Annotated in this window: 15 protein-coding genes; 5 read left to right on the top strand and 10 right to left on the bottom strand. The window is 69.0% G+C overall.

Annotation, left to right across the window (positions count from 1 at the left end):
- Positions 1–1,012 (bottom strand): glycosyltransferase family 39 protein (locus ENN83_RS10425; protein ID WP_287186722.1); only part of this gene is annotated, 1,012 nt, incomplete at its 3' end.
- Positions 1,009–1,995 (bottom strand): 2-hydroxyacid dehydrogenase, encoded by a 987-nt coding sequence (locus tag ENN83_RS10420; protein WP_287186720.1) that lies wholly within the window; start codon positions 1,993–1,995, stop codon positions 1,009–1,011. The genes ENN83_RS10420 and ENN83_RS10425, both read right to left, overlap by 4 nt.
- 158 nt (positions 1,996–2,153) lie before the next feature.
- On the opposite strand from ENN83_RS10420, the gene ENN83_RS10415 reads away from it, so the two are divergent.
- A complete protein-coding gene (locus ENN83_RS10415; protein WP_287186717.1) occupies positions 2,154–2,615 on the top strand; it encodes an SH3 domain-containing protein in 462 nt (153 codons plus the stop codon).
- Between the two features lie 60 nt (positions 2,616–2,675).
- Positions 2,676–3,560, top strand: a complete 885-nt coding sequence (locus ENN83_RS10410) for a cation diffusion facilitator family transporter (protein WP_287186715.1) — start codon at positions 2,676–2,678, stop codon at positions 3,558–3,560.
- A gap of 43 nt (positions 3,561–3,603) precedes the next feature.
- On the opposite strand, the gene ENN83_RS10405 is transcribed toward ENN83_RS10410, so the two are convergent.
- From ENN83_RS10405 to ENN83_RS10385, 5 genes are all read right to left on the bottom strand, one after another.
- Entirely contained in the window at positions 3,604–4,647 is a 1,044-nt protein-coding gene (locus ENN83_RS10405) for a HesA/MoeB/ThiF family protein (RefSeq protein WP_287186712.1), read from the bottom strand.
- Positions 4,647–5,114: a dUTP diphosphatase gene (dut, locus tag ENN83_RS10400; protein ID WP_287186711.1), complete on the bottom strand. Its 468-nt coding sequence runs from the start codon at positions 5,112–5,114 to the stop codon at positions 4,647–4,649. The genes ENN83_RS10405 and dut overlap by 1 nt, the downstream gene beginning before the upstream one ends.
- Entirely contained in the window at positions 5,111–6,307 is a 1,197-nt protein-coding gene (gene coaBC, locus ENN83_RS10395; protein ID WP_287186709.1) for a bifunctional phosphopantothenoylcysteine decarboxylase/phosphopantothenate--cysteine ligase CoaBC, read from the bottom strand. Before coaBC ends, dut begins: the two co-directional genes overlap by 4 nt.
- Before the next feature lie 63 nt (positions 6,308–6,370).
- Complete coding sequence (locus ENN83_RS10390; RefSeq protein WP_414707650.1) at positions 6,371–7,183, bottom strand: ChaN family lipoprotein; 813 nt, start codon at positions 7,181–7,183, stop codon at positions 6,371–6,373.
- A complete protein-coding gene (locus ENN83_RS10385; protein WP_287186707.1) occupies positions 7,180–8,058 on the bottom strand; it encodes an RNA polymerase factor sigma-32 in 879 nt (292 codons plus the stop codon). Before ENN83_RS10385 ends, ENN83_RS10390 begins: the two co-directional genes overlap by 4 nt.
- Before the next feature lie 328 nt (positions 8,059–8,386).
- Here ENN83_RS10385 and ENN83_RS10380 point away from each other — a divergent pair, with 328 nt between their 5' ends.
- Together ENN83_RS10380 and ENN83_RS10375 are read left to right on the top strand one after the other, a co-directional pair.
- Positions 8,387–9,898 (top strand): YifB family Mg chelatase-like AAA ATPase, encoded by a 1,512-nt coding sequence (locus ENN83_RS10380; RefSeq protein WP_287186704.1) that lies wholly within the window; start codon positions 8,387–8,389, stop codon positions 9,896–9,898.
- Positions 9,899–10,260: 362 nt separating this feature from the next.
- Entirely contained in the window at positions 10,261–10,548 is a 288-nt protein-coding gene (locus ENN83_RS10375) for a hypothetical protein (protein WP_287186702.1), read from the top strand.
- A gap of 36 nt (positions 10,549–10,584) precedes the next feature.
- Here ENN83_RS10375 and gshB read toward each other — a convergent pair whose 3' ends face one another.
- The 3 genes from gshB to rsmI are packed head-to-tail and all read right to left on the bottom strand — an operon-like array spanning position 10,585 to position 12,794.
- On the bottom strand, positions 10,585–11,526 hold the full coding sequence (gene gshB / locus ENN83_RS10370; protein ID WP_287186701.1) for a glutathione synthase: 942 nt from the start codon (positions 11,524–11,526) through the stop codon (positions 10,585–10,587).
- A gap of 57 nt (positions 11,527–11,583) precedes the next feature.
- On the bottom strand, positions 11,584–11,937 hold the full coding sequence (locus ENN83_RS10365; protein WP_287186698.1) for a YraN family protein: 354 nt from the start codon (positions 11,935–11,937) through the stop codon (positions 11,584–11,586).
- Positions 11,934–12,794 (bottom strand): 16S rRNA (cytidine(1402)-2'-O)-methyltransferase, encoded by an 861-nt coding sequence (gene rsmI, locus ENN83_RS10360; protein WP_287186725.1) that lies wholly within the window; start codon positions 12,792–12,794, stop codon positions 11,934–11,936. The genes ENN83_RS10365 and rsmI overlap by 4 nt, the downstream gene beginning before the upstream one ends.
- A gap of 91 nt (positions 12,795–12,885) precedes the next feature.
- On the opposite strand from rsmI, the gene ENN83_RS10355 reads away from it, so the two are divergent.
- Positions 12,886–13,382 (top strand): ABC transporter substrate-binding protein (locus ENN83_RS10355; protein WP_287186695.1); only part of this gene is annotated, 497 nt, incomplete at its 3' end.

The raw sequence follows: 13,382 nt of genomic DNA, 5'->3' as shown, positions 1-13,382 counted from the left end.
CACCCCAGATCGCAAGAACCGGCGCGGCCAGCAGGAATTGCGGCAAGAGCCAGCGCGTCTCGAGGTTCGAGATGCCGGCGCCGACCGCCCCGGCCACGCCCACCAGCGTCGCGCCGACCAGCGCCCACCACAGCACCTGCGCAAGCCAGCCCCCACCCCAGGGCGCCGGTGCCCGCAGCACCCTGCGCCCGCGCAGCAACACGGCCAGGATCAGGACCGGTGCCAGCCCGATCAGCATCCCCTGCCCGTAAAGGATCAGACTGTTAAGCCAGCCGGGCAGGTCCGGCGGCGCGGCCTCGTTGAAGAACTTTTGCGCCGACGTCGTCGCCCGGTCCGCGTTCAAGACCAGCCACAGCAATGGTCCCGCCGCGATCCCAACCGCCACGCCCAGCGCCAGACCCATGCGGCGCGACAGGATCGCCGGGCGCGTCTCGCGCAGCGCCGCCGCCGCGCCCAGCAGGGGCAGCGCATAGAGCAGGAAGTTGTATTTCGAGATCACCCCAAGCCCCAGCGCCGCGCCAAGCCAAAGGTAGTCGCGCCACCGCCCGGTCCGGACGACCCCGACCAGCGCCCACAGGAAGACCGCCATCATCAGGCACAGCGCCGTGGAATGGGTGCCCGCCCGCTGTCCCTGCCAGAGGAAATCCGGCACCAGCATCAAGGCAGCCGCCCCCGCCGCCGCAAGCCGCACCGGATAGACCTGCCCGAGCGCCCGGAACAGGACCAGCAGGGTCAGCGCTCGCAGCAGGTTCTTGGCGCCGGCCACCGCGAAGGTGTTCACCCCGAACAGCTCGAACCAGAGTAATTGCCACCAGTTGTAAAGCGGCAGCTGCAACCCGTAGCCCCAGCGCAGATCCCGGGCGAGAAGCAGCATCTCGGCTTCGTCGACCTCGAACGCGCCCCCCAGCAGCGTGCGCACCGCCGTCTGCGCGGCGAAATAGACAAGGACCGCGATGGTGAACAGCCGGGCCAGATGCGGGCCGTCCGCTGCGGCCCCCGCGCGCCTTGTCATTGCATCGACGGCAATACAAGATCGGGCGGCCGGTGGCCGTCGGCGAAGGTCCTGATGTTGATGATGACCTTCTCGCCCATCTCGATCCGCCCCTCGACGGTCGCGGATCCCATATGCGGCAACAGCACCACGTTCGGCAACTCGCGCAGGCGCGGGTTGATCTCGTGGCCATGCTCGAACACGTCAAGCCCCGCGCCGCCCAGATCGCCCGTGCGCAGCATCCGCGTCAGCGCGTTCTCGTCGATCACCTCGCCGCGCGAGGTGTTCACGATCACCGCATCCTTCTTCATCAGCTTGAGCCGCCGGGCGTTCAGCAGATGAAAGGTCGAGGGCGTGTGCGGGCAGTTGATCGACAGCACGTCGACGCGGCTGACCATCTGGTCGAGGCTATCCCACCACGTTGCTTCCAGCTCGTCCTCGATCTCGGGGCGAAGCCGCTTGCGGTTGTGATAATGGACCTGCATCCCGAAGGCGCGCGCGCGCCGCGCCACCGCCTGCCCGATCCGGCCCATCCCCAGGATCCCCAGCCGCCGCCCGCCGATCCGCCCGCCCATGAAGGCGGTCGGCGCCCAGCCTTGCCATGCACCGGCCTGCATCAGCGCCAGCCCCTCGGGGATGCGCCGGGTGACCGCCAGCATCAGCGCGATGGTCATGTCGGCGGTATCCTCGGTGACCACATCGGGCGTGTTCGACACGAGGATCCCCCGCTGCCGCGCGGTCTGGATGTCCAGATGGTCGGTACCCGCTCCGTAATTCGCGATCAGCTTCAGCCGGTCGCCCGCTGCGGCCAGCATCGCCTGGTCGATCCGGTCGGTCACGCAGGGCACCAGCACATCGGCGCGTCGCATCGCCCCGACCAGGTCGTCACGGGACATCCTGACATCGGTCTCGTTCAACGCGACGTCGAACAATTCCTTCATCCGGGTCTCGACCGGCGCGGGCAGGCGTCGCGTCACGACAACACTCAGGCGCTGAGCGGGCATCCCCGGGGTTCCTCCTGCTTTCCAAGCCGCGGCGTCAGTGGCAAACTGTCCGAGTTCGGGGCGCGGCACAAGCCCCCGGGGCAGGAACGGACAGGACAGACATGGCGCAGCGCGCAACCGGGCGGATCGCGGGATCGGCCCTCGTTCTATTGTTTTGCATGATGGTTCTCGTGGCCCCCGTCCATGGCGCCGAGCATGGGCCGGTCACCAACCTGCCGCTGCCACGCTATGTCTCGCTCAAGGCCGGCGAAAGCAATGTCCGGCGCGGACCCAGCCTCAGCCACCGGGTCGACTGGGTCTACAAACGGCGCGGCATGCCATTGAAGATCACCGCCGAATACGGCCATTGGCGCCGGGTGCAGGACCGCGATGGGGCAGGTGGCTGGATGCATTATTCGCTGTTGTCGGGCGTGCGTACCGTCCTCGTCGACGAGGACATGGTCCCGATGCGCCGGACCCCGCAGGCGGACGCCCCGGTGCTGGCCCAGGCCGAACGCGGCGTCATCGCTCGGCTGGGCGCCTGCCGACCCGACTGGTGCCGGATCTCGGCCGAGGGCCGGTCGGGCTGGGTGCCCAAGAGCACGCTCTGGGGCGTCGAGCCGGACGAGATCCGCGACTAGGCTTGCGGCCGCACGCCCAGGCGCGCTATGCGGAGCCGAACCGCGCGACGGACCCCGCCCATGTCCAGCCCAGCCCGCCTGAATCTCTCTGCCGGGATCGCCTCGGTCGCGACCGCAATCACGCTTGTCGCGATCAAGCTCTGGGCGTTGGGGGCGACGCAGTCGCTCTCGGTCGCGGCCTCGCTCGCGGACAGCGCGCTGGACCTGATGATGTCGCTGGGCGCACTGGCCGCGATCCTCTATGCCGCGCGCCCGCCCGACGAGGACCACGCCTTCGGCCATTCCTCGGCCGAGGATCTGGCCGCCCTTGGCCAGGCGGTGTTCGTCCTCGCCTCGGCCGGTGTGATCGCCTTCGCCGCCATCGGCCGCCTGATCGCGCCCGTGCCGGTGCCGCTGAGTTCAGAAACCCGGGGTATCGTCGCGATGGTCATCTCGATCGTTCTGACGCTGGCGCTGGTGCTCTGGCAGCGCCGGGTCGCCGCGCGCACCGCCAACCGGGTGGTCAAGGCCGACTCGCTGCATTACCTGGGGGATCTTCTGCCCAATATCGGGGCAATCCTCGCGCTCTGGGCCTCGACTCAGTTCGGCTTCGTGCGCCTGGATGCGGCCATCGCGCTGGCCACCGCCGCCATGCTGGCCGTGGGCGCGCTGGGCATCGGCAAGGGGGCATGGGACGCGCTGATGGACCGCACCGCCGATCCTCAGGTGATCGCCCGGATCGAGACCCTGGCCCGCACCCAGCCCGGCGTGCACGGATTTCACGATCTCAAGACCCGCCGCGCGGGCTCGCGGCTCTTCGTGAACCTGCATCTGGAACTCGATGGCGACCAGAGCCTGAACACCGCCCATTCGATAGGCGCCGCCCTGAAACACGCCATCCTCGCCGAGTTTCCCGGCACCGATATCATCATCCATTTCGACCCGGCCCGGAAAACCGCGCCCTGAGCCTTCTTCTGGCCGGAAATATCCCCGCCGGAGGCATCCGCCGTCAGGCGGACCCGCCGCCGCAGACCGCGCAACCCGGTCGCTGCTTCAACGCGATGATCCGCGTCTCGCCCTGAAGCGCGTCATAGATCAGCATCCGCCCGCGCAGCCCCTCGCCCGCCCCGGTCAGCGCCTTGACCGCCTCCAGCGCCATCATCGCCCCCATCACGCCCGGCAAGGGCCCCAGAACCCCCGCCTCGGCGCAACTGGGCGCAAGCCCAGACGCGGGCGGCTGGGGAAAGACACAGGCATAGCAGGGCGTGCCGCGCGCCGGATCGTAGAGGCTGATCTGGCCTTCCCACTGGCTTATCGCCGCAGCGATCAGCGGCTTGCCCAGCTCTGCCGCGACACGGTTCACCAGATAGCGCGTCGCGAAATTGTCCGACCCGTCCAGAATCAGGTCATGTTCGGCAAACAGCACCCGCGCCACGGCCTCGTCCAGCCGCCGGTTATAGGGCCGCAGCGTGACAAAGGGGTTCTGCGCGGCGATCGCCTCGGCGGCGGAAAAGACCTTGGGCATCCCGATCCGGGCATCGGTATGGATCACCTGCCGCTGAAGGTTCGAGTTCGTCACGATGTCGTCGTCGATCACCCCCAGATTGCCCACCCCCGCCGCGCCCAGATACAGCAGCGCGGGCGAGCCAAGCCCCCCTGCCCCGATCACCAGCACGCGCGCCTCTTTCAGCCGCTTCTGCCCCGACCCGCCGATCTCGCGCAGCACGATATGACGGGCATAGCGGTCCAGTTCGGCGGGGCGGAACGTCCCCGGCTGGCTCGGCTCGGGCGCGGGCTGGCGTGCCCGGCGGCGCAATGCGCCAAGCCCCGCGCGATAGGCCAGCACCACCGCCACCGCAACGCCCGCCGCGGCCCAGCCCTGCGGCGTGCCGCCAAGCGCCGCGCGCAGCGGATGCGCGGCGGGCATCGCCAGCTGCACCGCCAGCACGCCCGCATAAAGTGCCCCGATCATGGCCCAGCGCGCCCGGGTCGAGACCTTCATCAGCGCGCCCAGCCCCCAGAGCAACGCCGCCAGCCCGAGGACCAGCCCCATCAGCCCCGCCCCGTCGAGCCGAAGCCGCCCTCGCCCCGCGTGGTCCCGTCCAGATCGGTGACCACGGCGAACGCGGCCTGCACCACGGGGGCCACGATCATCTGCGCGATCCGGTCGCCATGGTGGATCGTGTAGGGTGCATCGCCAAGGTTCACCAGCAGCACGCCCAGCGGCCCGCGATAGTCGCTATCGATGGTGCCGGGCGTGTTCGGCAGCGTGATCCCGTGCTTCAGCGCAAGGCCGGAGCGCGGGCGGATCTGCACCTCGAACCCCGGCGGAAAGGCCATGCGAAAGCCGGTGGGCGCGATCCGGCGTTCCATCGGTTGCAGGGTGAAGCCCACGGCCCGGATGTCGGGCGGCAGGTTGGCGCGGATATCGGCCCCTGCCGCGCCCGCGGTCTCGTAGGAAGGCAAGGGCAAGTCGCGATCGGCCCAGTCCTCCCAAAGGATGCGCAGGGTGGTAATCATGCCAGCGCCTCGGCGATCCGCTGCGCGAGACGCTGGGCAACCTCGTCCTTGGACAGCCGCGGCCAGGTCTCGGCGCCGTCTTCGGTAATCAGCGTCACCTCGTTCTCGGCCCCGCCCATGATCCCCTTTCCGGGCGACACATCGTTGGCCACGATCCAGTCGCAGCCCTTGCGCGTGCGCTTGGCACGGGCATGGGCCTCGACGTCCTGGGTTTCGGCGGCGAAGCCCACGACAAGCCGCGGCCGGCCCTGCCCCATGCCCGCGACATTGGCCAGAATGTCGGGGTTTTCCGAAAATTCCAGCGCGGGCGGGCGGCCCGACCCGTGCTTCTTCATCTTCTGCGGGGCCGCGTTCGCCACCCGCCAGTCGGCCACAGCGGCGGCGAAGACCGCCGCATCGGCGGGCAGCGCGGCCTGAACGGCGGCCAGCATCTCGGTCGCTGTCTCGACGCGGATCACCTCGACCCCCGCGGGCGGCGGCACGGATGCCGGGCCGGTGACGAACACCACCTCGGCTCCCAGCCCCGCCAGCGCGCGCGCCAGCGCCGTCCCCTGCGCGCCGGACGAGCGGTTGGCGATGTAGCGCACCGGGTCGATCGGCTCATGCGTCGGCCCCGAGGTCACGACGATGCGCCGCCCCCTGAGCGGCCCATCGGCCAGCGCGGTCTCGATGGCGGCGATGATCTCGGGCACCTCGGCCATCCGGCCCGGGCCGTATTCGCCGCAGGCCATGTCGCCCCCGTTCGGCCCGACAAGGCGCACACCATCGCTGCGCAGTGTTTCCACATTGCGCCGGGTCGCCGGATGCTGCCACATCCGCACGTTCATCGCGGGCGCGACCAGAACCGGCGTATCGGTGGCCAGCAAGAGCGTGGACGCAAGGTCGTCCGCATGCCCGCCCGCCATCTTCGCCATCAGATCCGCGGTGGCAGGCGCCACCACCACCAGATCGGCCGACCGGGACAGCTGGATATGGCCCATCTCGGCCTCGTCGGTCAGGTCGAACAGTTCGCGGTAGACGCGCGCGCCCGCCAGCGCCGACAGCGACAGGGGGGTGACGAATTCGGCCGCCGCCCGCGTCATTACCGGGCTGACCGCAACGCCGCGTTCGCGCAAGCGGCGGACCAGATCCAGCACCTTGTAGGCAGCGATCCCGCCCGAGACGATCAGAAGAATGCGTTTGTCCGCCAGCATGGACCCCGATCCCGGTTTCGCGCCTGCCCGAATGTCTAGGCCGCACCCCGGGCCGAGACAAGCTTACTCTCCGCGGAACATGGCGCAGGGGTCGGGCCGTTCGGCCGGCGGGGTGACCAGCCAAAGGTCAAAGGGCGGGGCCTCTGCGGGCGGGGATTCGAACTGGCCGATGGCGATCACATGGGCTTCGGGGGCCACACGGGCCAGCGCCCGGCCCATGCCCCAATCGCTGCGTGCATGGCCGTTGCCGGTGATGACCGCGACCGGGCCGCCGGTCTCGTCCAGCGCCTGTTGCGTGGCCCGGGCCAAAGCGGCATCGCGCAGGCGCTGCGCCTCGACCATGCCGCCCATCATCTCGGCGGGCATGGCGTTGCAATGGGCCTCCATCTGGCTGGTCTCGCGGGCGGCCTGCTCGTCCGCGGGCAGGGGCTCGGCCAGGCCATAGGCGGCGGCCTCCTCGCCAAAGACCGGCGCCGCGCCTTCGTCGACCGCGCGGCGCACCTCGTCACGGGGAAGCGCGGCACCATAGATGGCGGCCTCGGGCGCGGCGGTAAAGATCGGGTGATACATCGTGAAATCGGGCCAGCCCGATTCGGCCCAGCCCAGCGCTTCCCCCAAGGCCGCCGCATCGCCGCGCAGGTCGGGGACGACGCGCGCGGCCTGTTCGGGGGTCAACATCTCGAAGACCAGCGCGGCGGGCTGAATCGCTGCCACGGCCACGGCCTGGTTGGCGTGGTGCCACGGATTGTCATGGGTCTCGCCCAGGATGACCACATCGGCGGACGGCAAAGACTCCAACGCCTCCGGCGGGATCTCCCCGGCCCCGGCGGCGATGGCGATGGCGGTCAGGGCGCCAGAAAGGAAAAGCCGTCTCACGAGAGGAAGTGATGCACCTCTGTGGATTGCGCTTCAAGGCTCTTGCGCATCTTTCCGAAGGCCGCGGCCTCGAGCTGGCGCACGCGTTCCTTGGAAAGACCCAGTTCGTTGCCGAGGCTTTCCAGGGTTCGCGGTTCCTCGCGCAGCTTGCGCTCCCGCACGATGAACCGCTCGCGTTCGTTCAGTTCCGACAGGGCGTTGACCAGCCAGTCGCGCAGCTGCGCGCGGTCGCGCCCGGCCTCGACGATGTCGGAGGCCTGTGCCGCGTCGTCCTCGATCGTCTCGATCCACTCGCGGCCGTCCTCATCGGTCGACTGCGTTGCGTTCAGCGAGAAATCCGAGCCCGACAGCCGCCCCTCCATCATCTCGACATCGGCCAGCGGCACGCCCACCTCGGTTGCGATCATCTGGCGCAACTGGTGACGGTCGAGAAACTCGCCCCGGGCATTGGCCTCGCGTTCCAGCCGCGCCTGAACCCGGCGCATGTTGAAGAAGAGCGATTTCTGGCTGGAGGTCGAGCCGGTGCGCACCATCGACCAGTTGCGCATGACGTAATCCTGGATCGACGCCTTGATCCACCAGACCGCATAGGTCGAAAAGCGCACGCCGCGGTCGGGGTCGAACTTGTCCGCTGCCTTCATCAGGCCAAGCGACGCCTCCTGGATCAGATCGTTCATCGGCGCGCCATAGCGGCGAAACTTGGACGCCATCGAGATCGCCAGCCGCATATAGGCCGTGATCAGGCGATGCAGTGCCGCCTCGTCGCGCTGGTCGCGCCAGGCATAGGCAAGCTGCAACTCGGTCTCGGCGTCCAGCAATTCGGCCTTCATCGCCCGGCGCGACAAGGCGGTCGCGTCATATCCATCCAGAGCCATCCGTAACCCCTCGGTTCTTGACGTTGCGGTTTTCCGGTTCCCAGAGTCTCTTTTTGATTTGTTTACGATGCTTGTCGGTGATTGGATCACATGCAATCTCGAATGGCTCGAAGCTGGCACGCAAAAATTGCGTGCAGACGCACACACGATTGCGTGAGAACGTGTCGTGCGGACCGAAACGCACAAGGCTTGGGCAGCCAGCGCCAGGTCCGGTCCGTCCGCGGCAAAACGGCCAAAGGGATGATTTCTTGCGCGCGGCGGCCTGCGTTAACCCTTCGGTAACCAAGCGGGCGTAGCCGTTAACCATTCCTGAGCGCGGGAGCACAGAATGGTTGCGCGGGCCTTCACCGTGGCCTTCGAGGGCGTCGAGGCCCGGATCGTCGAGGTTCAATGCGCGGTCGCGCCCGGCCTGCCGGCCTTTTCGGTCGTCGGACTGCCCGACAAGGCGGTGAGCGAGGCGCGCGACCGGTTGCGCGCGGCGCTGGTGGCGATGGGGGTGGCGCTGCCCTCGAAACGGATCACGGTGAACCTTTCGCCCGCCGACCTGCCCAAGGAAGGCTCGCATTTCGACCTGCCGATCGCGGTGGCGCTGCTGGCCGCGCTGGACGTGATCCCGCGCGATGCGGCCGAGGGCTGCGTCGCGCTGGGCGAGTTGTCGCTGGACGGGCGGCTGGTGCCGGTCGTGGGCGCGCTGCCCGCGGCGATGGCTGCCGCCGAGGAGGACCGCGCGCTGCTCTGCCCGCGCGCCTGCGGGGCCGAGGCCGCCTGGGTCGGCGGCACGCAGGTTCTGGCCGCGCCCGATCTGGCCGCGGTGGTGCGCCATTTCACCGGGCAGGCGCCGCTGGCCCCGGCCGAACCGGGCGAGGTGGTCGAGACGGCCCTGTTCCGCGACCTTTCAGACGTCAAGGGACAGGAGCGGGCCAAGCGCGCGCTGGAAATTGCTGCGGCCGGGCGGCACCACATGCTGATGGTCGGCTCACCCGGGTCAGGCAAGTCGATGCTGGCCGCGCGGATGCCCGGCATCCTGCCGCCGCTCTCGCCGGTCGAGGCGCTGGAAACCTCGATGATCCATTCGCTTGCGGGGCTGCTGGACGAGGGCGGCATCTCGCGCCTGCGGCCCTTCCGCGAGCCGCATCACACCGCGTCGATGGCCGCCATCGTCGGCGGCGGGCGCGGCGCCAAGCCGGGAGAAATCAGCCTGGCCCATAACGGCGTTCTGTTCATGGACGAGTTCCCCGAATTTCCCCGCGCCGTGCTGGAAACCCTGCGCCAGCCGATCGAGACCGGCGAGGTGGTGGTGGCGCGGGCCAATGCCCATACGCGCTATCCCTGCCGGTTTTTGCTGGTCGCGGCCGCCAATCCCTGCAAATGCGGCTATCTGGCCGATCCCGCGCGCGCCTGCGCCCGCGTACCCCGATGCGGCGAGGATTACCTCGGCCGTATCTCGGGGCCGCTGATGGACCGGTTCGACCTGCGCGTCGAGGTGCCGCCCGTGGCCTATGCCGATCTCGACCTGCCGGCGACCGGCGAACGCTCGGCCGCGGTCGCCGCCCGCGTCGCCGCCGCCCGCGGCCGGCAGACCGCGCGGTTCGACGGCCATCCCAGCGTCCGCGTCAACTCCGAGGCCGAGGGCGCCCTGCTCGAGGAAATCGCTACCCCCGACCCCGAAGGCCGGGAACTGCTGGCGAAGGTGGCCGAACGCTTCGGGCTGTCGGCGCGCGGCTATCACCGGGTGATCCGCGTCGCGCGCACCATCGCCGATCTCGACGGCGCCGAGACGGTGGGCCGAAACCACGTGGCCGAGGCGGTCAGCTTCCGACTGTCGGTGGGGCAGACGTAAAGCCCGGGCCTTGGGCCCACAGGCATCGCAAACAATCGCCCCGAAAACGGTCTGTTGGTGCCACGAACGCGGGTCAGCGGGGTGGGGCCTTCGAAAGCCGGACCGGATGCCACAACAGACCGCCGACATTCTACCGCGCCACTGGCGGAGACTCATCGGGGTTCTTCTGCTGCTCTGCATCGCGAATTACGTGATGCGGCTCTTCTCGCTGTCATTTCTGGACTATTCGGCGCTCCTGCCGGACGGACGGAGGTGCGGGGCTCTCGGCAGAGGAGGTGACGCTGGCTCGATACGCGGGCGCATGGTTCGAATAGGCGCTGACCACCCTGGCCCAGATCGCCCTTTCGCTGCTCCTCTACCTCGTGACGGTGTTACGCGAAGGCGTGCGGCTGGTCCGCTTCGGAACCAGCGGGCTGAGGCTGTCACTCTCCAGCCACGCGCTGCTGCTGCTCGTCACCCTCGTCATCGGAGGTGGCATCGTGATGATTCTGTCGAACCCCTCTTCGCTCGAGGGAACGCGGGCTGGCGGACCGCTCGCCTGGACTTGGCTGATTTTCGGGATTTCGGCGATGGCGCCGCTGCTTGCAAATCTGTGTTTCGTGATCGATCCCGAACGCGTCATGCAGCGGACGCCCAGAGACCGCGCCTGACTGCCGCGAGCCGCTGATCGGCCCGGTGTCGCGGCCTCAGCCGCGCTTGGCCTCGATCGCCTCCCAGAGTCCCGCGGCGAGGTTCTTCTCGTCGAATCGCTCGAGCTCCTGCAGCCCGGTGGGCGAGGTCACGTTGATCTCGGTCAGGTAATCCCCGATCACGTCGATGCCGACGAACATCTGGCCGTGCTCGCGCAGCGTCGGGCCGATGGCCTTGCAGATCTCGATATCGCGCGCGGACAGCGCCGCGCGCTCGGCCCGGCCGCCCACATGCATGTTGGACCGCGTCTCGCCCTCGGCGGGCACGCGGTTGATCGCGCCCACCGGCTCGCCGTCGATCAGGATTACCCGCTTGTCGCCCTTCTCGACCGCGGGAAGGAATTTCTGTGCGATCAGCGGCTCGCGGCTCATTCCGGTGAACAGCTCGTGCAGCGAGGCGAGGTTGCGGTCGCCATGGTCCAGCCGGAACACGCCCGCGCCGCCATTGCCGTAAAGCGGTTTCAGAATGATGTCGCCATGTTCGGCCTTGAAGGCGCGCAAGGTGGCCAGGTCGCGGGCGATGATCGTGGGCGGGATCAGCGCGGGGAATTTCAACACCAGCAGCTTTTCGGGGAAGTTGCGGACCCAGAACGGGTCGTTCAGTACCAGCGTCTTCGGCGTCAGATGTTCCAGCAGATGCGTGGTGGTGATGTAGCCCATGTCGAAGGGCGGATCCTGGCGCAGCCAGACCACGTCATACGCGCCCAGATCGACATCCTGTTCCGGCCCCAGCGTGTGGTGATCGCCCACCACCCGGCGCAGTTCCAGCGGCCAGCCGCGCGCCATCACGCGGCCATCGTTCCAGTAAATCCGGTCCGGGGTGTAGTAGAACAGGCTGTGGCCGCGGGCCTGCGCCTCTTCGCCGATCCGGAAGGTGGTGTCGGCGGCGATGTCGATGGACCCGATCGGGTCCATCTGGATGGCGACCTTGAGCGGCATGGATGCCCTCCCTTTTCAGCCCTTCATGGCCGAGCGGAACGGGCTTTGCAACGCCGCTCAGGCGGCGAGGGCGTTCTCGAGGATCTCGACCCTGCCCATGCCGTCCACCAGGGCCACATCGAACCGGATATCGGTCAGCTGGCCGCGGGGTTCGCCGTCAAGGAATTCCTGCGCGGCGGCCATGATCCGCGCCGCCTGGCGAGGCGTGATCCGCTCGGCCGCGCGGGCGAAGCTGCGGCTTTGCTTGACCTCGACAAAGATCACCTCGGCCCCTTCGCGGGCAATCAGGTCGATCTCGCCCGCCCGGCCGCGCCAGCGGCGGGCGGCGATCGCCAGCCCGCGCCGTTCGTAACCGCGGGCAACGCTGTCCTCGGCTGAAAGCCCCGCGTGAAATCCGACAGTCCCGCTCATTCGTTAGCCTCGAGCTTCAGCGCCGCGCGATAGACCTCGCGGCGCGGCAGTTCCAACGCGGCCGCCACTTCGGCGACCGCATCCTTGACCGATTCGCGCGCCAGTGCCGCCCGCAACGCCGCCTCCATGTCCTCGGGCGCCGCTGCCACGCGCGTGCCCCGGCCCACGACCACCACGATCTCGCCCTTGACCTCGCGCCCCTCGAAGGCCGCGGCCAGCTCGCCCAGCGTGCCGCGCGTCACGTCCTCGAATCGTTTGGTCAGTTCCCGGCACACCGCTGCCGGGCGCATCTCTCCCAGAGCATCCGCCAGTTCCCCTAATGTTCTACTAACACGCCGGGGCGATTCGTAAAATACCAGCGTCGCCGCGATCCCGCCGATCTCGTCCAGCATCGTGCGCCGCGCGGCGGCCTGAGGCGGCGGAAAGCCGACGAACAGCACCCTGTCGCTGGGCAACCCGGCCACCGTCAGCGCCGCAAGCATTGCCGACGGCCCCGGCGCGGTATGGACCGGAATGCCTGCCGCGATGGCGTCGCGGGCCAGCGGATAGCCCGGATCGGCCACCATGGGCGTGCCCGCCTCGCTGACGCAGGCGACCGACTTGCCCGCGGCCGCCATCGCGATCAGCTTGTCACGCACCCCCGGGGCGGAATGGTCATGATAGGCGATCAGCGGCCGGTCGCCCGGCGCGATGCCGTGGATCTGCATCAGGTGCCGGGCGGTGCGCGTATCCTCGGCCGCGATCACATCGGCCGAGGCCAGGATGTCGAGCGCCCGCAAGGTGATGTCGCGCGCGGCCCCGATCGGCGTCGCGACGAAATGGATGCCGGGGGGCAGGGATATGCGCTGGATTTCCAGGCCGGGCCTCCGGGTTTTGTCTGACGTTTACTTGGGCGGCCGATCCGCATAGGCTCGGCCCGACCGACAGGGACGACGCGAGGAAGTAGCCATGTTCGCCGTTTTCCGTTCCGCAAGCAAGCGGCTGGCCCTGCTGATCGCCGTGATGACACCGGTGGCTGCCTGCCAACCCGGGAGCGTCGTGGCCACCGGCCCCTCCGTGGACACCCGGAAGGCGGTTCCAGTGGCGCTTCTGGTGCCACGCGGTTCGGCCTCGGCAGGCGATCAGGTGATCGCGCGCAATCTGGAGAATGCCGCGCGGCTGGCCATCGCCGATCTGCAAGGCGTGGCGATCGATCTGCGCGTCTATCCCACCGCGGGGCGGCCCGACCAGGCCGCCGCCTCGGCGCGCAAGGCGGTCGAGGACGGCGCGAAGATCATCCTCGGCCCGCTTTACGCCGAATCCGCCAATGCCGCGGGTCTCGCGGTGGCGCCGCGGGGGATCAGCGTGCTGAGCTTCTCGAACAACACCCAGATCGCGGGCGGCAACGTCTTCGTGCTGGGCCCGACCTTCGAGAACAGCGCGAACCGGCTGGCCAGCCATGCCGT

The organism is Rhodovulum sp. (genome assembly GCF_011048875.1).
Lineage (GTDB): Bacteria > Pseudomonadota > Alphaproteobacteria > Rhodobacterales > Rhodobacteraceae > Rhodovulum > Rhodovulum tesquicola.
The sequence above is the reverse complement of the archived record's forward strand: the minus strand, read 5'-3'. Positions and strand labels throughout refer to the sequence as shown.